This window comes from Verrucomicrobiia bacterium, from assembly GCA_036268055.1.
Classification (GTDB): domain Bacteria; phylum Verrucomicrobiota; class Verrucomicrobiia; order Limisphaerales; family Pedosphaeraceae; genus DATAUW01.
In genome coordinates this window covers 195,714-221,781 of record DATAUW010000017.1, presented here as the reverse complement: position 1 = coordinate 221,781, position 26,068 = coordinate 195,714, and the positions used below count along the sequence as shown (strand labels likewise).

Genomic DNA, 26,068 nt, shown 5'->3' with positions numbered 1-26,068 from the left:
TATTATATTCGGACAGTGTGCGGATGCGCGCTTCAACCTGATAAGATCATTCGTACTTAACTTGCGAGTGAAATCAGCCAGCCCGTTCTGCCTCCTGCTTCAAATCGCTGGCGTACCGTTCAAAAATCGGGCCAAAGTCAGGCATCGCATTTTTAGCGAGCGCAAAAATCAAACCGGAGAACCGCTCCTCCATCACGAAAGTGGTCGAACTATCTTCGCCCGGCTTCAGCACAAAGGTGCGCACGCCCTTGAAAAGTGGCGCGAATCCGCCACTCCAGGTCATCCGTTCATTGGGCACAACCGCTGAAACCGTTGGCGTGAATGTACGGTCAGTACCGGGAACATGAATTCGCAGCTTTCCGCCTTCGCGAATGATTCCTTCAATCCGCGTGACCGTCGAATTCCAACGTGGAAAACCCTCCGCATCGGTGAGGAGCTTCCAAATCGTCTCGGCTTTTGCGCGGATGCCGATCTCCACCCGGCACACCATTGAAAAGGTGTTTCGAGTGCGCGAGAATTTCGGCTCCATAATTTATGATCTGCGCCGGAACTTTTCAGGCTTGGTATTGTTCATCACTGACTTTCTCCATCCAATCCACCGCCTTACCGTCGAGTTGTTCCTGAATGGCGATGTGTGTCATGGCCGTGGTTGGCGATGCGCCGTGCCAATGTTTTTCGCCCGGCGAAAAGGAAACCACGTCGCCGGGATAAATCTTCTCGATCGGCCCGCCCTCGCGCTGCACGCGTCCGCAACCCGCCGTCACAATCAGCGTCTGCCCCAGCGGATGCGTATGCCACGCCGTTCGCGCGCCGGGCTCGAACGTCACATTCGCCCCCACCACGCGCCCCGGTGCGCCCGCCTGAAACAGCGGATCAATCCGCACCGTGCCGGTAAACCAATCACCCGGCCCTTTGCCGGATGCCTGAGAGCCAACTCTTTTGATTTCCATAATAATGAATCTTTTCACCTTTTGCCGGGCGGCGCAACCGCCCACTGCTCCGATAGCAGACAAACCAAGTCTCACAGGACGAAAGAACCTCTATATGAGCCTGGAGATAAGTCCAAAATAAAGGTCAATAAAATGGCAAAATGACCCATCCGATTGTCCTAAAACTTATCTCAATGTCAGAAAACAGCATTAATACCGCTGGGCCTGCCGGAAAGCCAGCGTGAGTTTCCACTCATATTCACCGATAATTCGTGCGTTTTATGAAACAACCCGGCCAATGAGTTGATGCGTTGGTTCCTTGTGCTTTCTTTTTTGTATGAATATCTGACCTCTCTTTGCCTTGCTTGTCCCAAAAACCAAGATTTAAGTTGAATTTTTGATTAGAGCGACCTAGGCTACCTCTTGTTCCACAGTTGTTTGTTACAAGAAAGTGAAGAAATTGTTACGAGGAAGTAAAAAAGTTTTGGTGCACCGTTTGTCAGCGCCCATCGGTCAAAGGATAGAACCGTACGATGGCAATGCAAATCGAACTGCATCCATATCCATTTCTTTTTTGCCATTGAGGCAGAATCCTGCGGACTAATTTTCTAATTCAATCTTGAGCTTGATACTTCCATTTTTTTGCCGGCGATTTCAATCGAATCGTCCCCGCTTCACCTTAATCACTTCCGCCCAACCGCACCCGCGGAGTTTACCCCGGCCATGAGAAAAGAAAACGATGACATTCTTAGTCTCATGGGATCGCGCCGCGTCCAGCGGTGGCATTTGCGGCGGCTGGCCATTAATTGGCCGATCTTTTCGTGGCTGGGCCTGACGCTCATTTGCATAGTGCTTTATGTGCGGACGATTCAATACGGCATCATCACCGCCACCGCCCAGGTCATCCAGCACCAGGTCGCGCCGCTCGAAGCCGCGCGCGTAAAACAGATCTTCGTCCAGATCGGCAGCCGCGTTACCAAAGGCCAGCCGCTCGCGCAACTCGATACCACGCTCATTGACGTTCAACTCGCCGAAGCGGAGGCAACCATGGCCACCGCGCAAAACACGATGGCCGGTTATCAGGGCCAGATGCTCTCCATGGTCACCGCCGTTGACGATGAAATCCTCAAGTCCCAGCACGGAATTGAATTGGAAACGAACCAGATGGAAAGCTCCATCGCCCGGCTGGAGCAGTTGCATTCCATCCAGGCCGAACGCGACAAACTTTTCAAATCGAACCTTATCCCTGAACAATTAGCCGACGCCTTGCGCCCCGAAATCGCCGACATCGAAAAAGCGGTGGCCGCTTATCCCGCGCAGATCGCCCGCGACCAAAAAGCGCTCGACGATCAACGCAAGCATCGCGCCGATCTTCAGAAAACTTTGCGCCTCAGCCCGGACGATGACGTCACGAAAGCCATCGCGGATAAAGCCGTGGCCGAAGCCAAAATTTTGGAAGCCGTCGTCCAAATGCGCCGCCTCGAAAAAGACACTTACACTCTCCGTGCGGAAACCGATGGCGTCGTCTCGGACATCGCGCTCTTCCCCGGCGTTGTCGCCAAGGCGGGCGATAGCGTGATGACCGTTATTTCCAAGAGCGACCTCGTCATCGGTTACCTGCCGGAAATCCGCCTGGGCCGCGTAAAGATTGACGATCAAGGTTACGCGTTTCGCGCCGGGCGTCCGGCCGTGAAAGTGCGCGTGGCAAATGTCGTGCCCGAGATCAATCCCATGCCCGTCCAGATCAGTCCCATCTCGGCCCCGCTGGGAGCCAGCATGCGCTCGCAGAAAATCGTTTTCCAAACCGAAGGCCCCTCGGACATCATGCCCGGCGAAAAAGTCGAAATCCGGATGGATAACGATTGGTGGGGCAAAACCAAACGCGGCCTGACTTTTTTTCGGTTATGACTCAGGAGCAGGCCAATCCTCAACACAATTTTTCCCGCGCCACGAGACCAGCGTGGCCGTTGAATAAACTGGGCGTGGCTGGCGCCCTGTTGCTCGCGGGTTGCGCCACCCAACCGGCAACGCCCCCGTCGTCTCAATCACCCTCGCCCGCACCACAGCCCATTACCTTTTCGGCGGCGCAAACAAATGCTCAACTCGCGGCAACGCCGGATGCGCCGCTCGCTCCCCTATCGGTCGAAGCCGCGATTGACCGCGCGACCGCTTGCAGTCCGCAAATCAAAGCGCTTCGCGCCGCCGTTACTGTGGCGAAACAACGCAAAGCTTCTGCCACAGATCTTCAAGACCCGGAAGCCATCGTTACCTGGGGCAATATTGATGACGAGTTTGACGGCGCAGGAAACCAGTCCAATCTCGACGGCGAAAAACGCTTTGGCGGACGCCTGCCCATTCCCAATCCTTTCCTGATCGTGCCGCGCGTCAGCGCGAGGACCGCCGATTTTCAAGCCGCGCTCGCCGATCTTCACGCCGCCCAATGGCTGGTCGAAAACGACGTGCGCCGTCTGTTTGCCGAGATTCAATATTTGTCCCAGGACGTAGACTTCACAGTGGAACTCGCGCATCAAAACGGCTTGATCCTCGACGATGCCCGCGCGCGCGAAGGCCAGGGCGCGGCCACCGCTTCGGAAATCGTCACCGCCGTGCAGCATCAGCTTCAGGCACAACACGACATGGATCAGGCGCGTTATCATTGGCAATTCGCGCGGCGGGAACTGGCCGCTTTGCTTGACCTGAACTCGACGTCTTTGCAACTCACGACGAATGTCCCTTCACCCGCACCGCTTCCCGAATCCGGCCTTATGCCCGGCCCGATGCAACAGACCGCCATGCAATATCGCAACGATGTCGCCGCGCTGCATTGGCGGGCGCTGGCTGCGAAGTCTGATTATGACGAAGCGCGCAATGTCCGCGTCCCGTGGATTAAGAACGTCAGCGCCGTGCATCGCGAGCCCGCCAGCGAATGGTGGGTGGCGATCGAGGTCAACGTGCCGTTGTTCACTTGGACGGTCAATAAGGCCGACACCGTACAACTTGCCCAGTCTCACTTGGCGGCGGTGAATGAATCCAACATCGTGCAAGTGGTTCGCCACGAAATTCGCGACGCCTTGGAGGAAGTCGAGGCGCAGCGTGTTCGCCAGAAGCGCAATCAAAGTGAAGTCGCACCGCTCCTCGCCGAAATGCGGCAAACTCTCGAACTGCTCAAGCGCACCCCAAACGTGATGCCTGCCCAGGTGGCCGGCACGGAGGCGCAGATCGTTGAGTCGTTGCGCCTCGATTTGGAAGCGCGCTGGCTCTATCAACTTGCGCAATTAAACCTGGAACGTGTCGTCGGAGCCCCTCTAGCTGTGGCGTTAAATGCCGATAATAGAAAGATGTGATCGAAAAACCTTACAAATCTCGGGAAGAAGACTTGCTGGCGCCATTATCAGTTCCTGCGGAAGGCGTGATCGTACCCGTGCAATTTTCGCGTCCGCCGCTTCCCATCCCTCCGCCTGCCACCCAGGAAGAGAGCGAGTCGGCGGAGGAATACGCCGGCCGCTATGAGCTTAAATACGTCATTCCGCCCGCGCTCGTTCCCAGCATTCGGGAATACATCCGGCCCCACTGCGAGATGGATCCCCATTGCGCCAATGAGAATTCGGAATACACCATCACGACCTTGCAGTTGGACTCGCCCAACCTCGCCCTTCATTACGCCAAGCTCTGGGATTTTATTGATCGCTTCAAACTCCGGGTGCGCACTTACGAACCCATCGGCAGCGCTCCCGTTTTCATGGAAGTGAAAGCCAAGTTTCGGACCACCGTCGTCAAGTATCGTTCAGAAATTCCCTTTGAATGCTGGGGCGAGCATCTGTTCAGCGGCGAAACCATCAAGGGCGTCCATTTCAAGACCAGCAAGGAGTCCGAGAATTTTTTCCAATTTTTACGGCTGACCAAACAGATCGGGGCGCGTCCCATCATGCTCATCCGTTACGCGCGCGAAAGTTACTTCGGCAAAAACGATCACTACTCGCGCGTCACCTTCGACCGCAAGCTTCAGTACCAGCAAACCTACGCGTGGGATTGCTGGGGCCGCAACGGCACCTGGCGCAGCCTGGATAAAACCCTCGACCAAACCCGCCGCCACGATCAGGAATATAATTTCTCCGGTGTGATCCTGGAATTGAAGACGCTGTCGGACGTGCCCAGGTGGATGCGTAATATGGTCCAGGACCTCAATCTTACCCGGCAGGGCCATTGCAAATTCAGCAACGCGATCTGGGCCGAGTCCATTTTCCGGTCCACCCCGTGGACGCCGGAATACGAAGTGGACTACCTACGCTATTTGTAAACCAACCGATTTTTTTCGATGGATGACTTTCTTTCAATCTACGGCAGCACGCGCTGGCTGGACGCGGAACAGATCTTTCTTGCGCTGCTGGTGCCGTTTCTTTTGGCCAGCGTGCTTGCCACGGTTTACCGCTGGACCTTCCAAAGCATTTCCTACTCGCGCTCCTTTATTCATACGATGGTGCTCAGCAGCATGATCGTGAGCATGGTCATCATGGCCGTGGGCGATAGCTTTGCTCGCGGACTCGGCATCCTTGGTTCGCTGGCCATCGTGCGTTTCCGAACCCCCGTCCGCGACCCGCGCGACATGGTTTTTCTATATGCCTGCATGGGTGTCGGCATCGCCTGTGGCGCCGCCGCTTTCGGAGTGGCGATCATCAGCACCTTTACCATCAGCCTCGCCGTGTTGCTGCTTCACTGGTCGCCTTTTGCCTCGCGCCGCGCCCATGAAGCGCTCCTCCGTTACGTCGTGCCCGCGAAGTTCAGCGCCGACGACAAGGTAAAAAATGTTCTGCGCGCGACCTGCGCGACCTTCTCACTGATCGCCGTGCGTGAAGTCGGCCAGGGCGACTTGGTCGAATGCTGCTATCAAGTCCGCTTGCTCGATCCGTCCTACCAACTCGACGTCGTCCAGGGCCTCCGCAAAATTCCCGACCTGACCGAACCGAACCTTCTGCTCCAGCGCACCACAGTGGAATTGTGATGTACTGTAGCGGCGGTCTACGACCGCCGAATTCCAATGGGAGGGCGAACGTACTCGCGAGCCGTGACTAAACTCCGCTCACCGGTTGAACAATTCCGATTCGCCCCCGATGGTGGTCAAGATTCATACGGCTCTCGCCATCCGCAAAAATCATAGTATCCTCACCTCGTGGCCAAGCCCAAAAATGTCGAACTCAATGAAGGTGAAATCATCATCCCGATTTTATACGAAGACCGCGCCATCCTCGCGCTCGACAAACCCGCCGGCTGGATGCTCGCGCCGGACTCGTGGGACCGCACCGGCCGCAATCTCCAACTCGCGCTGCACTCCTCCATCAACGCCGGCGATTTTTGGGCGCACTCGCGCAACCTGAGATTTCTCCGCTTCATCCATCGCCTCGACGCCGAGACCACTGGCATTACCCTCTTCGCGAAAAGTCCCGGCGCACTTCGCGCCTATAGTGAGCTTTTTGAAGAGCGCAAGGTCGAGAAAAAATATCTCGCCGTCGTGCATGGCCTTCCGCAAGCGCCCGAATGGGTCTGCCGCTTCCCGCTCATCGCCGATCCCGCGACCAAAGGCCGCATGCGCGCAATCAAGAAGCCCAGCGCCACGCCTTCGGAAGACGAGAAGGACGCCGAAACCCATTTCAAAGTTTTGCAAACCTTGAAAGACACCGCGCTCGTCGAAGCGCGTCCCACCACCGGACGCACCCACCAGATCCGCGTGCATCTCGCCGCCGCGACCCATCCCATCGTCGGCGATCCGCTCTACGGCACGGACGCCGCCGCCGAATCAAAGGGCCGCCAACGCCTCGCCTTGCGCGCCGTGAAACTTTCCTACCCCGATCCATTTCAAAAACGCCCGATTTACATCCAGGCGCCGGTCGAAAATTTCCTCCGCGAATACGGCTTCGATCCAACTAAGTATTCACCCCGATAAACTGGCAATCCCCGCAAAGCCTGTTAAATTTTCCTGAATGAAACTCTCCGCCAAGAGCGATTACGCCGCGCGCGCTGTCATCGGCCTCGCGCGCCACTACGCCTCCGGCGAATCCGTGCGCGTCGAAGACCTCGCGGTGCAGGAAGGCATCCCGCAAAATTATCTGGTGCAGATTCTGATCGAATTGAAGTCGCAGCAGATCGTGAAAAGTTTACGCGGAAAAGAAGGCGGTTACCTGCTGGCTCGCGCGCCCGCGGAAATCACTATGGCCGATGTGCTGCGCTGCGTGCATGGCGAGGTGTTTGATTCACCCGCGCTTGCTGATCCGCATTGCCCGCCCGAACTCCGCGCCGCGTGGAAAAAACTTCAGGCCGCGCTCGATGCCTCCGCCGGTGCCATCACCTTTCAAAACCTGCTCGACGAAAGCGCCGACAAGGAAAAGATGTATTATATCTGAGGCTCGGCAGGAAAAGATTGCGATTTACAAAACGCGGTTCGACTGGTTCAGAAAATACAGAAGCGTCCCGATGATCGCCGCCACGGCTATCCCGATGATTATCCCCAGCCAATTTAGTTTCGCGCGGCTTGTCATACCCTGATGAATCCCATGACGCTCAAGCGCGCCATCATCAGGATAATCCCCATAGCGTCAAACTATTTCAGTCACTCATAGTCTGCAAGCATCCCAATCACCTGCCCTAGAGGCGCGCTGATTAATTCTTCTTCAACATTTCTTTCACTCGCGCCACATCGCTGGTCGGCGGCTGACACGCCGTGCCAATGCACAAATAGAACACCGCGCCATTGGCCGCTGGCAAGGTCTTCGCAAACGCCTCCACTGCCCCACTCGTTCCCAGCACGACCTTGCCCGGTTGATAAACCGAATGCGCCGCGCGCAATAAAGTTTTCGCATCCGCGTGGCCAGCATCTCCCGCGATCACGACGCGCTTCGGTTCTTCGAGCGAAAAATCCAGCGCCATCAACATATACGGCACAGCTTGGGGAAATTTTTGCAACCGTTCCGCGTCCAATTTCAAACCGCTCTCCGCCGCATGCCGGTAATCCGCGCGGTCGGTGATCGCCGCGAGCTTGAATAGCGCGAGCGTGGCGACGGAATTGCCCGAGGGCTCCGCGCCATCGTAATCGTCCTTCACGCGCAAGATCAAATCCGGCGCGTCATTCGGACTCTGCCAGAAACCGCCGTCCTGCTGGTCATAAAAGCGCGCCATCATCCCATCCGCCAAAGCGATCGCAAAATCAAGCTGCTTTGGGTCCAGCGTTGCCTCATACAAATCCAGCACGCCCGCCAGCAAAAATGCGTATGCCGGTTGCAACTGCACCGAGTCCCGTTCGCCGTCGCGCCAGCGATGATAAAGCGTTCCCGTTTTTGCATCCCATAATTTTGCCTGGATGAACGCGAGATTTTTTTCCGCCGCCGCGCGATATATTTCATCGCCAAGCACCGCGTACGCCTGCGCCAGTGCGCTTAACATCAGCCCGTTCCACGACGCCAGCACCTTGTCGTCGAGATGCGGTCGCACCCGTTTGCTGCGAGCCGCAAACATTTTTTCCTTAGCGGCCTGTAACAACGGTTCATCCGCCTTCGGCAAATTCGGCTCAACAATACTCAACACATTTTGATTCGGCAGCGGTTGAGGGTCGCTGTGATCCACAAAATTTCCCTGCTCGGTCACGCCGAAGTAGCGCACCGCCACGTTGAATTCTTCCGGCGTCAGCAGGTGCGACAGCTCGGTTCGCGTCCAGCAATAAAATTTTCCTTCCTTGCCTTCGCTGTCCGCGTCTTCCGCTGAATAAAATCCACCACCGGGATGCGTCATGTCGCGCAATACGTAACGAATAATGTCGCGCGCCGTGTCGGCGTAGCGCGTTTCGCCGCTCACGAGATACGCATCGAGATACAGATTCACCAACTGGGCATTGTCATAAAGCATCTTCTCGAAATGCGGCACAAGCCATTCGGCATCCACCGAGTAACGCGAAAACCCGCCGCCCAACTGATCGTAAATGCCGCCCGCCGCCATGCGATCGCAAGTCTGAAGCACCATGCGCACGGCGTCGTCATCGCCCGTGCGCGTGCCTTCGCGCAATAAGAATGACGGCTGGCTCGGTTGTGGAAATTTCGGCGCACCGCCAAAACCGCCATTGCGCGGATCGAAAGTCTGCTTGAATTGCGCCGCCGCATTCGTCAACACGGACGCATCGAGCGCGATGCCTTCGACCGCCGTTTTTTCAGTCATCGCTTCGAGCCGCGCGTGCAAATCGTTCGCCGAATCGGCGACCGCGCCATGCTTCGTTTCCCAAAGCTTCACGATTTGCGCGAGCATCTGCATGAAGCTGGGTCGGCCATATTTATTCTCCGGCGGAAAATAAGTGCCGCCGAAAAACGGTTTCAGATCGGGTGTAAGAAAACAATTCAACGGCCAGCCGCCGCTGCCAGTCGTGGATTGCACGAACGTCATGTAAATCTTGTCCACGTCCGGCCGCTCCTCGCGATCCACTTTGATGCTGACAAAATGCTCGTTGAGATAGCGCGCCACGTCGTCCTTCTCGAACGATTCGCGCTCCATCACATGACACCAATGGCAGGTCGAATAACCGATGCTCAGGAAAATCGGTTTGTTTTCCGCGCGCGCCTTTGCGAACGCCTCCTCGCCCCACGGATACCAATCCACCGGATTATATTGATGCTGCAGCAAGTAAGGCGATTTCTCGCGCGCGAGCCGGTTTGTATGCGAATGCGTCGTCGCGGTTTCGGATGAAATAGGATTCGTCACAATAAAATCAGTCTGAGATTTGTTCGGTGTTAATTTCCACGCGGCCAACGCCAGCGCGAGCGCGCCTAATCCAAAAATCATCCCGCGCTTGATGGTCACGCGCACACGGTAACCCACCTCCGCCAACCACGCAAAGCAAACTCCATCCCAACGGATCGCGAGTCTATGACTCGCAGCAACTCAAGAAAAGATTGCCGCCGGCGAATTCTCTTTTGCGCCGACCACATCATTTAATTATGCTTTCAACGAAGCCAAAATCTCCTCCGCCGCCTTGTGCGGATTTTCCGCCGCATAAATCGGACGCCCGATCACCAGCCAATTCGCGCCCGCCGCCAACGCCTCTTTCGGACTCAGCGTGCGCTTTTGATCATCCGCCTTCGCATTCGCGCTGCGAATCCCCGGCGTCACCAACTGCATCGTGGCCGGAATGATTTTTCGCAACGTGGAAATTTCCAGCGGCGAACACACGAGTCCGCGAATGCCGAATTTCGCGGCGAGACTTGCAAGCCGTCCGACCTGCTCCACCATTTTCGCGCCCACGCCAACCTCGCCAAGATTCGCATCGTCCATGCTCGTCAAGACGGTGACACCCAGAACGAGCGGCGGAGTCCGTCCCATTTCGCGCGCGGTCTTTTGCGCGGATTCCTCGGCCACGCGCATCATTTCCGAACCGCCACAAGTGTGAATCGTCAGCATCTGCACATCCAATCGCGTGGTGGAGGCAACGGCTTTGGCTACGGTATTTGGAATGTCGTGAAACTTGAGATCGAGAAAAACCGAGGCGCCCGTTTTGCGAATACAGCGAACGATGTCCGGCCCCGCGCTCGTGAAAAGTTCGCTGCCAATTTTAAACGCTCCCACCGCCGGCGCCACTTCAGTCGCGAGTGCCAGCGCGGTTTTTGCATCAGGCACGTCCAGCGCAACAATGATCGGATTTTGCATCGCCGCTATTAAAACCGAATTTCGACACCCGGCAAGTCTTGGCCAACTAATTCCACTCCTACCCAATCCGGTGGCGGCGCGGTAAATTCCGTGCGCTTTTGATGCAGCGGATGGACAAATGAAATTCGCCACGCATGCAAACACAACGGCGGATCGTTCACACCCAGCGTTTGCGTCGTGCCGATTTTTTTGTCGCGCAAGTAAACCGGATCGCCGCACACCGGCATGCCCATCTGCCAGAGATGCACGCGGATTTGGTTTGTGCGACCGGTAAGCGGCCGGGCTTCAAGCAACGTCGTGCCGTCTGCATGGCGATGCAAAACCCGAAATTCCGTCCGCGCGGGCAAACCCGTTTCAACATCCACCGTGCGCGTGCCGACCGCGCCGGGTTCGTCACTGATGGGCGCATCACAAAAAAATGCGTCGCTCTCCGGCGAACCTTGCGCGCGCACGAGATAAACTTTTTCAACTTCACCGCGCGCGAATTGCGGTTGCAACCCGGCGGCAAAATGGCGCGTCCGCGTGACGAGCAGCACGCCGCTGGTATTGGCATCAAGGCGATGCGCCGCGCGCGGTTTTTGCGGATGATACGCGCGATGCAAAATATATTCGAGCGAGTTGCGATTGAAGCGTCCGCCCGCGTGCATCGGCAGTGGCGCGGGTTTGTTCACCACAATCAAAGCCTCGTCCTCGTGGAGGATTTGGATATTCGCATTGACGCCGGGTTCGACATTGTCCGGCTCCTTGCGCGCATAGCGTTCGCCCGCGTGGACACGATGCGAAGCTGCGACCGGTTGCAACGCATGATCCACCACCAATTCCTGCGCGCAAAGTGCGTCCCAATTTTCTCGCGGCACATGCGAGAGAATCGCGCACAAGAATTCGATGACGGTAAAACCATCGCAATACGGCGGCACGGTGAGCGGGCGATAGTTATCGTACGCCACGCTTCCGGGCAGCGGCGTCACCGCCCGGCGAATCAATTCGTGGCGATGTGCGAGTTTGAGAGCGTCCTCCTCGGCAGTCGTTTTCGCGCAATAGGGACAGGATTTTCCCGCGATGTAACGCGAATCTTTTTGATCCGCGGCATTGAGCGGCGTGAGACATTGAAAACATTGCGTGGAATCGGTTTCATGCAACATCGGGTCCACGCCCACGCGCTGATCAAAGACAAAACATTCACCGTCGTAATGCGTGCCGCCACATTCCTCAAAATATTTCAGGATGCCACCGTCGAGCTGGAAAATATTTTTAAAACCTTCGCGCTCCATGAACGGCCCCGCCTTTTCGCAACGAATTCCGCCCGTGCAAAACATGACGATGGGCTGCTCCTTCATCGCGAACGGCAACTTGGCAACCGCCGCCGGAAAATCGCGAAAATGATCAATGCCGATGGGCAGCGCATTTTTAAAAGTGCCCAGCTTCACCTCGTAGTCGTTGCGGGTGTCGAGCAGCGTGACGGGCCGGCCTTCATCGAGCCATTGCTTGAGTGTGCTCGCGGAAAGTTTTGGCGAGGTGCGCCGCGACGGGTCAATGCCCTCGACGCCGAATGCGATGATTTCCTTTTTGAGCCGCACGAGCATGCGATTGAACGGCTGATGATCGCTCGCGCTTATCTTTGGCTGCAAGGTTTCCAGACCGGGAATATTTCGCAGTTCGACGAGCAGCAACTCGATTTTATCCGGCTCGCCCGCGGCAAAAAGATTGATGCCTTCCGGGCTCAACAAAATCGTTCCCCGCAAATTCCACTCGCGGCAAAGCGCCAGGAGTCGCGCGCGCAACGGACGCAGTTCCATCAGCGGCGCAAATTTATAAGCGGCAATGTTGCTGTATGTCGGCATTAAATTCTTCGTCGGCGATTTCAGCCGACTGTCGCCTATAATGGTTCACAAAGGCGCGTTTCGTCCAACGGGAATTTCACGCATTTAAAGAGCAGATCGTCGGACGCCGCAGCATGAGTCACTTTGACTTTTGCCTCGCATTGCCATAGTTTCGGCAGACATGAATATTATCCGCCATACGGATGCCGACTTCGCCGAGCGCATGAAAGCGCTCACCGCGCCGTCGGGTTTGTTCGATCCCGTCGTCGAAGAACGCACCCGCGCAATCATCGAAGCGGTGAAGGCTCGCGGCGATGCGGCGCTGCTCGAAATGGCGGAGAAGTTCGACAAGGCGAAACTCACTGCGGACGGTCTTGCGGTCACGCTGCCGGAAATGCTGGCGGCTTCCCTTGCGGCGGACGATTCGTTGCGCACCGCGGTCGCGGCGGCGATCCGCAATATCGAAAATTTCAGCCGCAAAGCCTTGCGCAAAAATTGGTCGGCGAAGAATTCGCAGGGCGGCAAGGTCGGCGAAAAGTTCGATGCTTTCACGCGTGTGGGCATATATATACCAGCGGGCGCGGCGCCTTTGGCGTCCACGTGCCTGATGACGATCACGCTCGCGCGGGTTGCCGGTTGCAAAGAAATCGTCGTGTGCTCGCCCTGCGATGCGAGCGGACAAATCAATCCGGCGCTTCTGTTCGCGGCGCGCGCGGCTGGAGCAACGGAAATTTATCGCGTCGGCGGCGCACAAGCCATTGCCGCGATGGCGCTCGGTACCAATACAATTCGCCGCGTGCGGAAAATTTTTGGGCCGGGCGGCGATTACGTCGTGATGGCCAAGCGGCTGCTCTTCGGCCACGTGGCGATTGATTTGTTGCCGGGGCCGAGCGAAGTGCTCGTGCTGGCCGATGAAACCGCGAATCCAAAATTCGCCGCCGCCGATCTGCTCGCGCAGGCCGAGCACGGTTCTGGCCACGAACGTGTGTGGCTCATCACCACGTCGGGCAAGATGCTCAAGGCCGTCGAACGCGAAATCGCGAAGCAACTGCCGAAACTTTCCCGCCGCAATTACATTCAGCGGGCGCTCGATCACAACGGCTGGCTCATCCAGGTCAAGACGCTCGACGACGCCGTAAATCTCACGAACCAGCTTGCGCCGGAACACTGCGAAATTATGACCCGCGGCGCGGCGAAGGTGGCGGAAAAAATCCTCACGGCGGGCGCGATCTTTTTGGGCGATTATTCACCAACCGTCGTGGGTGATTATATGGCCGGGCCGAGCCACACGCTGCCGACCGGCGGTGCGGGCGCGTCGTTCGCGGGATTGACGGTGGACCAATTTCAACGCCGCACGAGCGTCGTGGAATTCAATCGCGGCGCGCTGAAAAAATCGCTGCCAATCGTGAAAAAATTTGCCGAAGTGGAAGGGTTGACCGCACATGGCCGCAGCGCGGAGATACGTTCCTGATTTGCGAAGCCGCTTCGGCCCGCGCATTTGATTTCATGAATCCAAAAACTCTCATCCGCCCGCTCGTCCACGAGTTTCACGCGTATGTGCCCGGCGAACAGCCGAAGATCAAAGGGTTGATCAAGCTCAATACGAATGAGAATCCCTATCCACCATCGCCGAAAGTTTTGACTGCCGTGCGCAACGCCGTGGATGGGCAGCTGCGGCTTTATCCCAATCCGACCGCACAGGTCTTGCGTGAGAAACTCGCGAAGCTTCACCGGTGCGCGTCGGAAAATATTTTGATCGGCAATGGTTCGGACGAATTGCTGGCGCTCGCCACGCGCGCATTTGTGGAACCAGCGCGGAAAAATGACACAGCGGGACCGCAGCGGTCCGCGTCAACGGTTCAATATTTTTCGCCAAGTTATTCATTGTATCCCGTGCTTGCGGCGATACACGGCGCACGAACGAATGTCGTGGCGTTGAACGAACAATTCGGTATTCCGCCGGTCGCGGTTTTGAAAAAATCCAAGGCCTGGGATTTTCACGCCGCGTTGTCACTCGTGACCACACCGAATGCGCCGAGCGGACGCGGTTATGCCACGAGCAAGCTCGATGCGCTCTGCCGCGAGCACCAGGGAGTGATTGTATTGGACGAGGCGTATGTGGATTTCGCGCGGGAGCATGCGATGGCGCTCGCCTTGAAATATCCGCACGTCATCGTGTCGCGGACATTTTCAAAAGCGTATTCACTTTGCTTTCAACGCGTGGGTTATTTTGTCGCGCATCCGGCGCTCATCGCGGCGTTGGACAAAATTCGTGACAGTTATAATGTGAATGGGCTCGGCCAAATCGCCGCGGTCGCCACGCTGGATGACTTGGAATATTATCGCGTTAATTTTGCGAAAATTATTTCCACGCGAAAGCGGCTGGGTGATGAATTGACGAAGCTCGGATTTTCCGTATTGCCAAGCGACACGAATTTTATTCTGGCGCGTCCGCCGCGATTTGCAGCAGAAGCGTGGCTGGAAAAATTGCGTGCGCAAAAAATCCTGGTGCGCTGGTTCAAATATCCGTCGGTGCGAAATTATTTGCGCATCACCATCGGCACGGACGCGGAAGCGAATGCGCTCCTTGCGGCGGCGCGCAGGATTTTGAAATGATGGCTGGTTATGAGCAAAGCCTTCACGCGCGAATCGGACGATGCGCCTGATCCACTGCCCGCGGTGCGGCCATTCTCGGTGCCGGGCGGAAAAAATTATCTAACGCCAGCAGGGGCGAAGAATTTGGAAAACGAACTTGGCGTTCTTCTACAAAAGTCACAGGATCTCGCGGCTTCGAGTTCAGACGACAACAAACGCGCACGCCAATCTTTGCTGCCGCGAATTTCTTATCTGCAACAGAGCCTCGCTGCCGCAGTCATATCGCCGCCGCCGGAACCGCCCTGGGAACAAATCTTTTTTGGCGCGACGGTTAAACTGCGGGGCGGAGATGGTGAGGAGGCCAGCTATCGGATCGTGGGCGTTGACGAGATGGATCTGGATCGGAATTGGGTCAGTTGGACTTCGCCGATTGCGCGGGCGCTGTTGAAAAAGCAGCTTGGACAGCAGGTGAAATTCAAAATGCCCGCTGGCGAACAGGATTGGACGATAGTTGAGATTTCTTACGAGTGATAGGTTATAGTTGGAACTGCGGATGGATGTGATATGAAATTTGTTTGCCTGGCAGCCATACTAATTGGCATCGGCGGGTTCTGGTATGCGAATGCGATTTCGCAGCCGCCCGCGCCCGAATCGCCGGCCGTCGTTCCGGCAATTCCGCCCGGGGCACAGGTGATCACCTTGGGCATGGGATGTTTTTGGCATACCGAAGCGGTCTTTAAGCAAGTGCCGGGCGTCGTGTCGGTGACGGCGGGTTATATGGGCGGGACAACGGCCAATCCAACGCATGAGCAGGTCAGCCGCGGCAAGTCGGGACATACCGAGGTTGCGCGTGTGGTTTATGATCCGACGCGAACCAGCCTCGAAAAAATTTTGCAAGTCTTCTGGACGTCGCACAAGCTGACGCAATCCAATTCTATCGCAGGGCGATCGGTGATTTTTTATTACTCGCCGGAACAGCAACAGGCCGCCGAAAAATCCATGTCAGCAGAGGCTAAATTATTTTCAAAACCGATCACGACTCAGATTTCACCCGCGCAAGAATTCTATGTGGCCGAGGCGTATAATCAGGATTACTACGCGAAAGCGGCGAAGCAATGCAGCGTGCCGTGATTACAAAGTTTCTGCATCCCGAAATTTCGCCGGAGCCTAAATGGCGCGTACCCCATTTTTAATTTTGCATTTTACATTTTTTATTTGGTCCCACTGTTCACGGCAAATTTCGCCAGCATCTCCAGAATGACATCCATGTCCGCCGTCTTCGAGCGTTCGTAACCCGGCGGCGATTGGAATCGGTTCAACATCATCGAGAAAACCAGGTGTTCACCAACCGCGTTGGTCATGTAACCGGAAACTGAATTCGCCCAGCGCAGCGTCCCCGTTTTTGCGCGCACATTTCCCGCCGCAGGTGTGCCTTTCATGCACCGCCGCAATGTCCCGTCCACGCCAGCAATCGGCAAAGCGTCGTAATAGACCGGAAAATCTTTTTGCCGCGACATATAAGTCAGCAGCGCGACCGTCGCGTTCGGCGTCGTTAAATTATTGCGCGAAAGTCCCGAGCCTTCGTCAAAAATCGTATCGCCCCGGCGCACGCCTGCCTTCGCCAAAAAAGATCCCAGTTCACGCAAACCGGCTTCGGTGGATGCGCCGGTCGCATTTGTGCCCAGCGCGTTTGCGCCGACGTATTCCAACATCATATCGGTGTAAAGATTTTGCGAAGGCTTCTCGACCGACTTGATGATTTCGCGAAACGGCCGCGACTCCACCACGCCGATCTCCGACCATTGCGAAAAATCCAGCGGCGCATTTTCCCGATCCAGCCAATGCGCGGACCGCGTGACTCCCGACACCGCGATGCCATGCTGTTTTAACGCTTCCTTGAACAGCGACGCAAACAACGCCGCCGGGTCGTGCATCGTCACGTCTTCGCTCGAACCCGCATAGTCCAGCGGCACGTGGCCGGTGACATAAACCAGATTTTCACCCAGCGGACGATACAACCGCAACGTGCTTCGCGTGCCTTTCGCCGTTGTCTCGGTGCGATTGCTTATCGCGATGTAAGTCGTGGGCGGCGAAAACGCCAATCGCGCCACCGTGCCGATGCTTTCGCCCGGCTTCACGATCAGCTGGACCGTGTTGCTATTGATCGTGAGCGCGGAAATTTCCGCTCCATAATCCGCCTCCAAATCGCCCCAATCCCAGCCCGCTCCAAACGGCGCGCTGTGAAAAAAACTATCGTCGCCGATCAAGTCACCGGCGATCTCTTTCACGCCCGCATTCGTGAGCGCTGCCACCAACGGCTCAAACGCGCGCATCACGTCACCGTGATTATATTCACCGCTGATGGTCGGGTCGCCGCGGCCATAGATAATAAGGTCGCTGTTCAACGTGCCGGTTTCGTTGGGACGCCCCTTGGCGTAAAGCGAGGTCTTGATGCGATGCTCCGGCCCGAGCCGCGTCAACGCCAGCGCCATCGTATAGAGTTTCGAGTTCGAAGCCGGGCTGAAAAGTTTTTGCGCGTTGTGCTCGAACAAAATTTTTTCCGAATCCAGCGATGCGATCTTGATACCCCACATCGCCGCGTCGTAGCGCGGATTCTCAATCAGTTCGCGAATGTTTTTTTGCAACGCCTCCACCGACTCCGGCTCTTTCGCCACTTCAATGGCTTTGCTCGTTTCTTGCGCCAAAGCAAAACTGCCCGCGCCGCTAATTAAAATTGCCGCCAGCGAAAATTTGAGGATCCATTTTTTCATATCATTTATTTTTCTCTCCGCGTCTCCACCGTTAAAATTTGGTGATTTGCGGCAACTCCCATTCCACCCGCCACCGCCGATACGCAGCCTCCGGCAACTGCACCAGCACGGGCGCATCCGCCGGGTCCAGCCACGGCACGACCGTGTCAATATTCTCCGAAGCCATCGCCGTGCAGCCGCTCGTGCCCGTTTGCGGCCCGGCCCAAGTGTGAATAAAGATGCACGAACCGCCGCCGGGTTCGCGCGGATCGGTGTTATGCTCTACCACCACGCCCAGGCGATACTGCGCGACAGTGTTCATCTTTTCCGAACTATTCCAATCCACCGGTTGCGTTTGCGCGCGATCCACGATGGAATTGTAATGCGCCGATTTCACGTCATCCACGCATTCAATTCCATTGGTCAAATATTCATACGGCAATTTCAACGGCGCAACCTTATCCACCGATAACAAACCAAACGCCGAACTCAGCCGAAAAATTCCCGCCGGACTTTTGCCATCGCCTTCATGCTTGGCGGGCATCGCGGGGTTCGGCACTGCATTCAATCCACGCCCCCAACCGAGACCGTTGCGTCCCACAACCACCGGAATACTTTCACCCACCTGAATCCAGGACGATTCCGCATTGGTTCGCACGAAACGTCGCATCGTTCCCGTCACAACGGGCCAGTCGGCAGTCGTTACCAGCAAAACTTGTTTGCAGCCGGTGAGCGGAGACAAGGCGATTGAGCTTGATGGCAGCGCCGCGTTCGTTTGCGAAAATCCAACACAAGCGAGTAACTCAAATAATATAACCAGCGAGATTATTTTTTTGCGCATAACTCAAGTAACTCAATGGCGCTGCGACGCTAAGTGATTGTACGAGTTACTCGAAACTTTTCAATGCCGTTCACTGTGGCTGAAATTTTTTTATCAGCCACGGATGGAACACGGACGAAACACAGATTAGAAACCCATTTATCCGTGTTCCATCCGTGGCTAACTCCCCTCGCACAACTTAACTAACGCCGCCTCATCAATGATCTTCACACCCAGCTTCTGCGCCTTCTCAAGTTTCGAGCCCGCGTCCTCGCCCGCGACGACGTAATCTGTTTTTTTGCTCACGCTGCCGCTAACCTTGCCGCCCAGCGCCTCGATCCGCGCCGCGGCTTCCTCGCGCTTCAAAGTTGGCAGCGTGCCCGTGAGCACAAAAGTTTTTCCGGCGAACGGTCCCAGCGCGGCGGACGGATTGTAGAGCGCGGAGTGGAAATTCAGTTCCGCCTTGCGCAAGCGCGCGATTAATTTTTTGTTGTTCGTGTCGCCCCACCAATGCACCAGGCTTTTCGCGATGACTTCGCCTACATCTTCCACTTGAGTCAATCGCTCCAAGCTCGTTGCGAAAACATCTTCGAGCGTGGGAAATGCCTTTCCCAAAGCTTTCGCCACGCCCGCGCCAACGTGCAAAATTCCCAGTCCGAAAATCAATCGCCATAAGTCGCGCTGCTTGCTCGCCACGATGCCATCCAAAAAATTCTGCGCGGATTTTTCGCCCATGCGTTCGAGTCCGGCAAGTTCGGCCAGCGTGAGTGAATACAAATCGGCTACGTCACGTACCAAACCTTGTTTCACCAGTTGCGCCACCAGCACTTCGCCGCCGCCTTCAATATCCATCGCACCGCGCGCGCAAAAATGTTCAAGCCGCCCCCGCACTTGTGCCGGGCAATCCGGGTTTACGCAACGCCACGCCGCGCCCGTTTCGCCGGCGGCAGCTTCCGCGCGCGCGACTTTTGAGCCGCACTCGGGGCAAGTTTTGGGAAATTCAAAAATCGTTTCGCGCCCGGTGCGCTTGGTCAATACCACACCCACGACTGCGGGAATCACTTCGCCCGCTTTCTCAATCGTCACGGTATCGCCGATGCGAATGTCTTTGCGGCGCAGTTCATCTTCATTATGCAACGTCGCGCGGCTGATGGTGCTGCCCGCGAGAAAAACCGGCTCCAAATCCGCGACAGGCGTGAGCGCGCCGGTGCGGCCTACCTGAATGAGAATTTGTTTGAGCTTCGTCTCCGCCTGTTCCGCCGCATATTTATAAGCGATGGCCCAGCGCGGCGCCTTGGACGTGAAACCCGCGCGCGCGCGCAAGGCAAAATCATTCACCTTGATCACCGCGCCGTCCGTTTCATACGCGAAGTTGTGGCGGCGCTGGTCAAGTTCTTCGAGCGCCGCGATCAATTCATCTGCCGAATGACATTTCCAGGTTTTCTCCGGCGTTTTGAAACCAGCGGCCTTCAACCACGAGAGCATCGTCTCGTGCTTCTCCAAACTTTCGCCGGTGAATTCGCCCAGTCCATAAACAGCGATGTCCAGCGGACGCTTCGCCACGAGCCGCGAGTCGAGTTGCTTGAGCGAACCCGCCGCGGCATTGCGCGGATTGGCAAAAGGTTCTTCATCGGCGGCGACACGTTCGGCATTCAGCCGCGCAAAACCCGCCTTGGTCAAATACACTTCGCCGCGCACTTCCATTATTTTCGGCGCGGGCGGTTTGGTCGCGCGAAGATGCGTCGGAATACTGCGAATGGTTTTCAGATTCGCGGTGACGTCGTCGCCGGTGGTGCCATCGCCGCGCGTGGAACCGGTAGTGAAGATGCCATTTTCAAAACGCAAATTGATCGCCACGCCGTCCACCTTGGGCTCGAGAATCCATTCGAGTTTTTCGCCCGGCAAAAGTTTTTGCAATCGCGTCACGAAGTTGCGCACTTCCTCCTGCGAGTAAGTATTGTCGAGGCTCAGCATCGGAACCAGATGCGGCACTGCCGTGAATTCTGCGAGTGGTTCGCCGCTGACGCGTTGGCTGGGCGATTCCGGCGTGATGAGTTCGGGAAATTCTTTTTCGAGGTTGAGCAACTCGTGATAAAGCCGGTCATACGCCTGGTCGCTGATGGTCGGTTTGGCCTCGGCGTAATAGGCGTGATCGTGAGCGCGAAGTTCGGCGGCGAGTTGCGCGTGGCGCGCTTTGGCTTTTGCGGCAGTCATCGAAGAATATATTTCCAATCAAAATGCCCCAGCCGCAAATCGAATTCCAGCTTGAAGAACGCGTTGCGTCTATCGCGGTTCGCCTTCAGCGCCAGACTCAGGAACCTTCGGCCGCCAGTTTCTTCCGACGAAGCAGTTCCCCCTTTGATGGCTTTTTCGATTGAGTCGGCGCTTTCGGAAGAGGACCAGCCGGCCGGTAAGTGTTGAGAAGGACGCCCTCGGAACTGCTTCGCGATTCAACCAAAGTTAGGCGGCGCGGCGGCACACCATTTTCGAACAACCGCTTTCCTTTGCCGAGCACTACTGGATAAACCCACACGCGGTATTCGTCCACGAGGTCGGCGGCAATCAGCGACTGCAGCAAATCGCCACTGCCCCAGATGTGCAATTCCGGCCCAGCCGTGGCCTTTAACCGGCGGACTCCACTCACGGCATCGCCGTTTATTTTATGGGAGTTGTTCCAGTCGAGTTGATCGAGGCTCCGTGTGGCGACATATTTCGCCGCCTGGTTGAACGCCTTGCCGATAGGATTGTCGCCATGATTCGGCCAATAGGCGGCGAAGATCTCGTAGGTTCGGCGTCCCAAAAGCAGGCCGAATTCACCGGTGACAATCTCGTCAACGACCCGGCCCGTCTCTTCGTCCCCGTATGGCCCGCTCCAGCCTCCGTGAGTGAACCCGTTCGTCGAATCCTCTTCGGGGCCCCCCGGCGCTTGCATCACGCCGTCCAGCGTGACATGGGTGATGGCAATGATCTTTCTCGTAGTTTTTTTCGATTTCTTTGTCTTCATATATACCTAAGACGAACGACCGGCGACTCTCAGGACAATCAAACGAATTTTTTCTTCTCTTCGTTTGATGCTGTGCGAATTGAAGTATAGTCCGACCTATACAATCGGGCAAGACGTTGGAACGCTCAACAATCCTTCTTGTACACGATGTCGCCATCCCATTCTCAGACCCATCCTTGAACTGTCGCGCAATTTTTCCTACCCTTTCGCCATGACTGATCCAACCGCCGTCAAATTGATGAAGTGGCCCTTTTTCGTGGGCGACGCGATCCTGCTCGCGTTCGCGTGGTTTGTTTATCACGGACACGAAGGCGCATTTAGCTCGGTGGAGGCGGTGCTTTTTGTCTGTTGCGGAATCGTCGGTGCGGTGCTCGCCGTGATGCCTTACGTTTTGGAATATCTTGCCGCCGTGAAAATGGTCGAGACCGGCGCGGTGGTTTCCACCATCTCGCAAATTCAAAATCTCGAAGCGCTCGCGGCCCAAATCGGTGGCGCCACTTCGCAATGGCAGACCGTCCAGGAACACGCGCAACGCACCAACATCGCCTCAAAAGAAATCTCCGAACGCATGAGCGCCGAGACCGCCGCCTTCACCGACTTTCTCAAAAAAGCCAACGACAGCGAACGCGCCACCTTGCGACTCGAAGTCGAAAAACTTCATCGCGCCGAAAACGATTGGTTGCAAGTCGTCGTGCGATTGCTCGATCACACCTATGGTTTGAACCAGGCCGCCGTGCGTTCCGGCCAGCCAAGTTTGATTGACCAACTCGGCCAATTTCAAAACGCCTGCCGCGATGTCGCCCGTCGCATCGGCCTCGTCCCCTTCGTCGCCACGCCCGACGCTCCCTTCGATCCCAAGGTCCACGAGTCGCCCGACTCCCAGGCCGTCTCCATGGCCAACCCCCGCGTCCGCGACACCATCGCCACCGGCTACACCTACCAAGGCAAACTCATTCGTCCCGCCCTCGTCGCCCTCCAAAATCCCCCGCCACAAACCGCCGACGCTCCCACATCCGCACCCATTGTCACCACAATCGCGCCCATCGCCGCTCCTCCCCCCGATCCCGGCGAACCCACCTTGCTCTGACTGCAATTTTTCGCAACCACCTGTCCCGCAATCTCTCAACTTGTAGGACAACTCCGGCCCCGCGATCCTTGACTTTCGCCGCCATTTTGCCATAATGCCCTCTAATTAAACTGATTTGACACCTTAACGAGGACTCGTCATGAAAACATTTCGTTCGTTCTCCCGCGCCCTGAAGAATCCCGGCGCCATCGCCCTATTCATCTTCCTGTTCGCCTGCGCCGCCCCATCGCAGACGCCGACTCTCTGGCTCAGCCCCGTCGTCGCTCCCTACGTCGTCCCGCAAGTCCGAATTCTCAGCCCCGCAAACCGCGCCACCTTTTACTCACCCGTGGACATCCCCATCTTTGTTTATGCCGGCGATTACGGGCCAAACATCGGTCAATTCACCAACGTCGAAATTTTCGCCGGCACCAACGACCTCGGCGCCGCCAATCGAGTCAGCAATTCCTTCCCGCGCGGTTTACAACTGCCCCAATTCCCGTACGGCATATCGTACCTACCCGAATTCACCTACGTCTGGACCAATCCCCCGCCCGCCACCTATTCCTTGAGGGCCGTCGCCCGGCGAACTAGATTTTTAGTCCCAGACCCATCGCCCATCCCGATTGATCCCGCCTACGTCGCCCTCAGCGTCACCTCCGCACCCGTCACCATCACCGTCCTCCCGCCCATCTCCACCGGAACCAATCGCCTCGACATCGTCCGCGTCGTCGCCACCGACCCCATCGCCGTCGCGGGAACCAACTGCTGGGTCACACTCGGCTCCACCAACGCCACACCCTCCTGGACCAACTGGCCTCCCATCCAATTTACCCGCATCACTAACTGCGGGCCCAAAAGCGCCACCTTCACCTTCACCCGTTACGGCGATGTCTCCGCCGACCTCGCCATCAATTATAATATAACCGGCACCGCCACCAACGGCCTCGACTACGCCGTGATCAGCAACACCGTCGTCATCCCCGCCGGCCAAGCCTACGCCCAAACCACCATCGTGCCCATGGACGCCGCCCAGTCGAACCTCCTCAGCCGCACCGTCATTCTATCCATCACCCCCTCCACCAACCAACCGCCCGCCTACGCCGTCGGATATCCCGCGCGCGCCGAAGCCGTCATCTTTGAAAACCTCCCGCGCACCGTCGCCGTGCTGCCCGACCAAAGCTTCCACGTCAACGCCATCGGCCCCGACGGCGCCTGGTTCCGCGTCGAATACACCACCGACCTGTTGAACTGGACCCCCGTCTGCACCAACCAGGTTGTCCAAGGCTCCATAGATTTCGTGGACCCTGACGCCACCAACAACGCCAGCCGCTTCTACCGCGCCATCCCGCAATAATAAAAACCCCAAGCTTCCCTTCCGTTCGCGAATGAAACCAAAGTAGTTCTTGGGGATCGCATGCGTCCCGCGTGTCGTGTTCGGCGTCCCGCCAATACACTTCCCATCTACATGCCTATCGCCCGCATCTCAGTCTTGCAACCCGGAGGGTTGCCCGACATCAGCCGGGGATAACATCCCCGGACAAACCTCAAACAAAAAATCCGTCCCGGCAGGGACGGCGGACCTCACCACAGATGCGACTTAAATGCGTTGAGAACATAACTTTTCCCCACCCTCGCATAGCCCTGCCAACCCCGCCAAATTCCCGCAGGGACAACTGATATCCCAGCGCATGGTAGGGCTGCGCTGCCGCGCAGCCGTCCGAAGTCCCAGGGACGAAAGATCTTAGCCCAGCCATTTATGGCTTGTCATTGTACACATCTTTTATTCTGACGAATCAATGTTTCTACTAACGCTTAAAAGCCCAATAAAAGAGCAAAAAATGTATTCCGCAAAGGATGTTTCGTCAACCAGAACATTACTATTTAACGTGGATAATCTGAAAAATAAAATCGTCGCAATCGCCTAACAAACAATAATTTGCAACTCAACTTATTTATCTCCGAAAAAGATATGTAATGACAAGTCGTAAAAGCGGGGTTGGAAGCGTTTATTCAATTAGCCAACCATAGCACCAACATTGCCTTTGCCGCTCTCATATTTAACCATCGCCTGAACGATGATAAAATCGGACTCATCATCGCCATCCGAGTTTTTGCTAGTTGCTCCCGAGGCGCAGGGATGACCATAAGGTTGGAAGCCCTGCTTAATTTTCTCATTCACCGCATCACCCATTTCCCAATGATTGTGTACTGAGGCTACGACTACTGCATATTCAATGATCTTGTTCATGATATATTTTGTTTTGGATATGGTTTATTTGTTAGGAAACAACTCTTTTTCGGGTATTCCGGTTCCGTCTTCAGTTTGGTAATATTTCTGCCCTTCGCGTTCTCCCATAACACCAACGATTTTAACCGTTTTATCAAAGTCGGCATTTTTCCAAAGTGCCGCAAACGGGAATGTTTCGGATGGAGCTTTTTCCATTGGTTGGATGAGCTTTTTCTTCCACAATTTAAGTGTTTCCAAGAGAAGATTGAAATCGTCCTCCGCCATTGGATAGGGGACAATGGCTGTTAAGCCCTCTGCTAATGGGATTGGCAATTGGGATATCAAAGGATTTGTATTCATATTTGGCTTTGAAGGCGCTACTCCGGTGAGAGGCAATTTTACGCCCTCCAAGGCCGGTTTTCCATCGTTTTTATGCTCAAGCGGAGGCGTAACAGCAGTGTCCTTTTTAGGATCATGGCTAGCATTGTAATCCCCCGATTTCAGTTTTGCAAACTCTGAATTTTCTTTGTAAACACGGGCAACTTTTTTTGCTATATCTGGAGCAAAACCGCCTTGGATTAAATGGCTCGCTAGCACTTCTTCCGAACACTCATGGAAGCCACCAGTGAACAAATCAGAAAAAACTTTGGGTTTGAGTGCTGCCTCCTTTCGAGCCTCTAGTGTTTGCTGTTCGTTGATGGGGTGAATTAGTTTAACTGCCAGAGAGCTAACAGTCACCAATCCACCGGCTTGGTCGATCAGGCCATAATGTGTCAGTCCAGCTAAAGCTGACATCGCGGCACCGTTTAGGCTGCTATACCCAAGCGGTCCAACTGCAACTTCGCGCTTTAATCCGGCACGATTCGCTTTTGCGTAAAGTTTGCCAACCAATTCTATGGCGTCGGCCAAAGAAGTTTTTGGGGATCGTGGGCTTTTTTCTTTTTGGATTTGTTCATCATTCATATATAACGAGTAACACGGCTACGCCTATCAGTCAAGTCGCTTCTTTTATACTACGCGTAGCCATGAGTAGTGAGATAAAAATAAATACTTGACCTGCTGGTATTGCGTGGGGTATCGTCTAAACATGCTTAGGAGAGTTCCAAGCGCAACATGATCGGGCCGAACATGTGTAGCGCGATGACATAAAAGACATCGGCCAGCAGGCGATAATCTCTT

The 26,068-nt window shown here is 55.9% G+C and carries 23 protein-coding genes; 12 read left to right on the top strand and 11 right to left on the bottom strand.

Going from position 1 to position 26,068, the window contains the following annotated elements:
• Window positions 1–73 precede the first annotated feature (73 nt).
• Both VH413_10975 and VH413_10970 read right to left on the bottom strand, forming a co-directional pair.
• Complete coding sequence (locus VH413_10975) at window positions 74–529, bottom strand: SRPBCC domain-containing protein (protein HEX3799214.1); 456 nt, start codon at window positions 527–529, stop codon at window positions 74–76.
• Between the two features lie 25 nt (window positions 530–554).
• Window positions 555–950, bottom strand: coding sequence for a cupin domain-containing protein (locus VH413_10970; GenBank protein ID HEX3799213.1), 396 nt, complete (start codon window positions 948–950; stop codon window positions 555–557).
• Between the two features lie 702 nt (window positions 951–1,652).
• On the opposite strand from VH413_10970, the gene VH413_10965 reads away from it, so the two are divergent.
• The 6 genes from VH413_10965 (at window position 1,653) to VH413_10940 (ending at window position 7,324) form a co-directional block, all read left to right on the top strand.
• Entirely contained in the window at window positions 1,653–2,837 is a 1,185-nt protein-coding gene (locus VH413_10965; GenBank protein ID HEX3799212.1) for a biotin/lipoyl-binding protein, read from the top strand.
• Window positions 2,834–4,273: a TolC family protein gene (locus tag VH413_10960; GenBank protein HEX3799211.1), complete on the top strand. Its 1,440-nt coding sequence runs from the start codon at window positions 2,834–2,836 to the stop codon at window positions 4,271–4,273. Before VH413_10965 ends, VH413_10960 begins: the two co-directional genes overlap by 4 nt.
• The gene (locus tag VH413_10955) at window positions 4,270–5,226 is read left to right on the top strand and encodes a polyphosphate polymerase domain-containing protein (GenBank protein HEX3799210.1); all 957 of its coding nucleotides are present in this window, start codon (window positions 4,270–4,272) and stop codon (window positions 5,224–5,226) included. Before VH413_10960 ends, VH413_10955 begins: the two co-directional genes overlap by 4 nt.
• Before the next feature lie 18 nt (window positions 5,227–5,244).
• Window positions 5,245–5,928, top strand: a complete 684-nt coding sequence (locus VH413_10950) for a DUF4956 domain-containing protein (protein HEX3799209.1) — start codon at window positions 5,245–5,247, stop codon at window positions 5,926–5,928.
• A 168-nt stretch (window positions 5,929–6,096) separates the two neighbouring features.
• Window positions 6,097–6,867, top strand: a complete 771-nt coding sequence (locus tag VH413_10945) for an RluA family pseudouridine synthase (GenBank protein ID HEX3799208.1) — start codon at window positions 6,097–6,099, stop codon at window positions 6,865–6,867.
• Window positions 6,868–6,904: 37 nt separating this feature from the next.
• On the top strand, window positions 6,905–7,324 hold the full coding sequence (locus tag VH413_10940; GenBank protein HEX3799207.1) for an Rrf2 family transcriptional regulator: 420 nt from the start codon (window positions 6,905–6,907) through the stop codon (window positions 7,322–7,324).
• A gap of 256 nt (window positions 7,325–7,580) precedes the next feature.
• Here the strand turns inward: VH413_10940 and VH413_10935 are convergent, their stop codons facing one another.
• From VH413_10935 to VH413_10925, 3 genes are all read right to left on the bottom strand, one after another.
• Window positions 7,581–9,743 (bottom strand): thioredoxin domain-containing protein, encoded by a 2,163-nt coding sequence (locus tag VH413_10935; protein HEX3799206.1) that lies wholly within the window; start codon window positions 9,741–9,743, stop codon window positions 7,581–7,583.
• A 153-nt stretch (window positions 9,744–9,896) separates the two neighbouring features.
• On the bottom strand, window positions 9,897–10,604 hold the full coding sequence (pyrF, locus tag VH413_10930; protein HEX3799205.1) for an orotidine-5'-phosphate decarboxylase: 708 nt from the start codon (window positions 10,602–10,604) through the stop codon (window positions 9,897–9,899).
• A gap of 8 nt (window positions 10,605–10,612) precedes the next feature.
• Window positions 10,613–12,445, bottom strand: coding sequence for a pseudouridine synthase (locus VH413_10925; GenBank protein ID HEX3799204.1), 1,833 nt, complete (start codon window positions 12,443–12,445; stop codon window positions 10,613–10,615).
• Between the two features lie 160 nt (window positions 12,446–12,605).
• Between VH413_10925 and hisD the strand changes: the two genes are divergently transcribed.
• Genes hisD through msrA form a run of 4 tightly spaced genes read left to right on the top strand, consistent with a single transcriptional unit; the run spans window position 12,606 to window position 16,150 of the window.
• Window positions 12,606–13,895 (top strand): histidinol dehydrogenase, encoded by a 1,290-nt coding sequence (gene hisD / locus VH413_10920; GenBank protein ID HEX3799203.1) that lies wholly within the window; start codon window positions 12,606–12,608, stop codon window positions 13,893–13,895.
• Between the two features lie 35 nt (window positions 13,896–13,930).
• On the top strand, window positions 13,931–15,040 hold the full coding sequence (gene hisC, locus VH413_10915; protein HEX3799202.1) for a histidinol-phosphate transaminase: 1,110 nt from the start codon (window positions 13,931–13,933) through the stop codon (window positions 15,038–15,040).
• A 9-nt stretch (window positions 15,041–15,049) separates the two neighbouring features.
• Entirely contained in the window at window positions 15,050–15,550 is a 501-nt protein-coding gene (locus VH413_10910; protein ID HEX3799201.1) for a GreA/GreB family elongation factor, read from the top strand.
• Between the two features lie 33 nt (window positions 15,551–15,583).
• Complete coding sequence (gene msrA, locus VH413_10905) at window positions 15,584–16,150, top strand: peptide-methionine (S)-S-oxide reductase MsrA (protein ID HEX3799200.1); 567 nt, start codon at window positions 15,584–15,586, stop codon at window positions 16,148–16,150.
• A gap of 80 nt (window positions 16,151–16,230) precedes the next feature.
• Here msrA and dacB read toward each other — a convergent pair whose 3' ends face one another.
• From dacB to VH413_10885, 4 genes are all read right to left on the bottom strand, one after another.
• Window positions 16,231–17,790 carry a D-alanyl-D-alanine carboxypeptidase/D-alanyl-D-alanine-endopeptidase gene (gene dacB / locus VH413_10900; GenBank protein ID HEX3799199.1) on the bottom strand — a complete coding sequence of 520 codons (1,560 nt, stop codon included), beginning with the start codon at window positions 17,788–17,790 and terminating at the stop codon, window positions 16,231–16,233.
• Window positions 17,791–17,821: 31 nt separating this feature from the next.
• The gene (locus tag VH413_10895) at window positions 17,822–18,610 is read right to left on the bottom strand and encodes a L,D-transpeptidase family protein (protein HEX3799198.1); all 789 of its coding nucleotides are present in this window, start codon (window positions 18,608–18,610) and stop codon (window positions 17,822–17,824) included.
• Between the two features lie 159 nt (window positions 18,611–18,769).
• A complete protein-coding gene (gene ligA, locus VH413_10890) occupies window positions 18,770–20,803 on the bottom strand; it encodes an NAD-dependent DNA ligase LigA (GenBank protein ID HEX3799197.1) in 2,034 nt (677 codons plus the stop codon).
• Window positions 20,804–20,900: 97 nt separating this feature from the next.
• Window positions 20,901–21,593, bottom strand: a complete 693-nt coding sequence (locus VH413_10885; GenBank protein HEX3799196.1) for a dihydrofolate reductase family protein — start codon at window positions 21,591–21,593, stop codon at window positions 20,901–20,903.
• A 211-nt stretch (window positions 21,594–21,804) separates the two neighbouring features.
• Between VH413_10885 and grpE the strand changes: the two genes are divergently transcribed.
• Together grpE and VH413_10875 are read left to right on the top strand one after the other, a co-directional pair.
• Entirely contained in the window at window positions 21,805–22,680 is an 876-nt protein-coding gene (grpE, locus tag VH413_10880; GenBank protein ID HEX3799195.1) for a nucleotide exchange factor GrpE, read from the top strand.
• 139 nt (window positions 22,681–22,819) lie between these two features.
• Window positions 22,820–24,016 carry a hypothetical protein gene (locus VH413_10875; GenBank protein HEX3799194.1) on the top strand — a complete coding sequence of 399 codons (1,197 nt, stop codon included), beginning with the start codon at window positions 22,820–22,822 and terminating at the stop codon, window positions 24,014–24,016.
• Window positions 24,017–24,676: 660 nt separating this feature from the next.
• On the opposite strand, the gene VH413_10870 is transcribed toward VH413_10875, so the two are convergent.
• Window positions 24,677–24,910 (bottom strand): hypothetical protein, encoded by a 234-nt coding sequence (locus VH413_10870; protein HEX3799193.1) that lies wholly within the window; start codon window positions 24,908–24,910, stop codon window positions 24,677–24,679.
• A 24-nt stretch (window positions 24,911–24,934) separates the two neighbouring features.
• Window positions 24,935–25,852, bottom strand: a complete 918-nt coding sequence (locus VH413_10865) for a hypothetical protein (GenBank protein HEX3799192.1) — start codon at window positions 25,850–25,852, stop codon at window positions 24,935–24,937.
• Window positions 25,853–26,068 lie beyond the last annotated feature (216 nt).

Bases quoted from the DNA above. Each gene is read 5' to 3' on its own strand.
- VH413_10975 (HEX3799214.1), bottom strand. From the start codon at position 529: ATGGAGCCGAAATTCTCGCGCACTCGAAACACCTTTTCAATGGTGTGC.
- VH413_10970 (HEX3799213.1), bottom strand. From the start codon at position 950: ATGGAAATCAAAAGAGTTGGCTCTCAGGCATCCGGCAAAGGGCCGGGT.
- VH413_10965 (HEX3799212.1), top strand. From the start codon at position 1,653: ATGAGAAAAGAAAACGATGACATTCTTAGTCTCATGGGATCGCGCCGC.
- VH413_10960 (HEX3799211.1), top strand. From the start codon at position 2,834: ATGACTCAGGAGCAGGCCAATCCTCAACACAATTTTTCCCGCGCCACG.
- VH413_10950 (HEX3799209.1), top strand. From the start codon at position 5,245: ATGGATGACTTTCTTTCAATCTACGGCAGCACGCGCTGGCTGGACGCG.
- VH413_10940 (HEX3799207.1), top strand. From the start codon at position 6,905: ATGAAACTCTCCGCCAAGAGCGATTACGCCGCGCGCGCTGTCATCGGC.
- VH413_10935 (HEX3799206.1), bottom strand. From the start codon at position 9,743: ATGATTTTTGGATTAGGCGCGCTCGCGCTGGCGTTGGCCGCGTGGAAA.
- pyrF (HEX3799205.1), bottom strand. From the start codon at position 10,604: ATGCAAAATCCGATCATTGTTGCGCTGGACGTGCCTGATGCAAAAACC.
- VH413_10925 (HEX3799204.1), bottom strand. From the start codon at position 12,445: ATGCCGACATACAGCAACATTGCCGCTTATAAATTTGCGCCGCTGATG.
- hisD (HEX3799203.1), top strand. From the start codon at position 12,606: ATGAATATTATCCGCCATACGGATGCCGACTTCGCCGAGCGCATGAAA.
- hisC (HEX3799202.1), top strand. From the start codon at position 13,931: ATGAATCCAAAAACTCTCATCCGCCCGCTCGTCCACGAGTTTCACGCG.
- VH413_10910 (HEX3799201.1), top strand. From the start codon at position 15,050: ATGAGCAAAGCCTTCACGCGCGAATCGGACGATGCGCCTGATCCACTG.
- msrA (HEX3799200.1), top strand. From the start codon at position 15,584: ATGAAATTTGTTTGCCTGGCAGCCATACTAATTGGCATCGGCGGGTTC.
- dacB (HEX3799199.1), bottom strand. From the start codon at position 17,790: ATGAAAAAATGGATCCTCAAATTTTCGCTGGCGGCAATTTTAATTAGC.
- VH413_10895 (HEX3799198.1), bottom strand. From the start codon at position 18,610: ATGCGCAAAAAAATAATCTCGCTGGTTATATTATTTGAGTTACTCGCT.
- ligA (HEX3799197.1), bottom strand. From the start codon at position 20,803: ATGACTGCCGCAAAAGCCAAAGCGCGCCACGCGCAACTCGCCGCCGAA.
- VH413_10885 (HEX3799196.1), bottom strand. From the start codon at position 21,593: ATGAAGACAAAGAAATCGAAAAAAACTACGAGAAAGATCATTGCCATC.
- grpE (HEX3799195.1), top strand. From the start codon at position 21,805: ATGACTGATCCAACCGCCGTCAAATTGATGAAGTGGCCCTTTTTCGTG.
- VH413_10875 (HEX3799194.1), top strand. From the start codon at position 22,820: ATGAAAACATTTCGTTCGTTCTCCCGCGCCCTGAAGAATCCCGGCGCC.
- VH413_10870 (HEX3799193.1), bottom strand. From the start codon at position 24,910: ATGAACAAGATCATTGAATATGCAGTAGTCGTAGCCTCAGTACACAAT.
- VH413_10865 (HEX3799192.1), bottom strand. From the start codon at position 25,852: ATGAATGATGAACAAATCCAAAAAGAAAAAAGCCCACGATCCCCAAAA.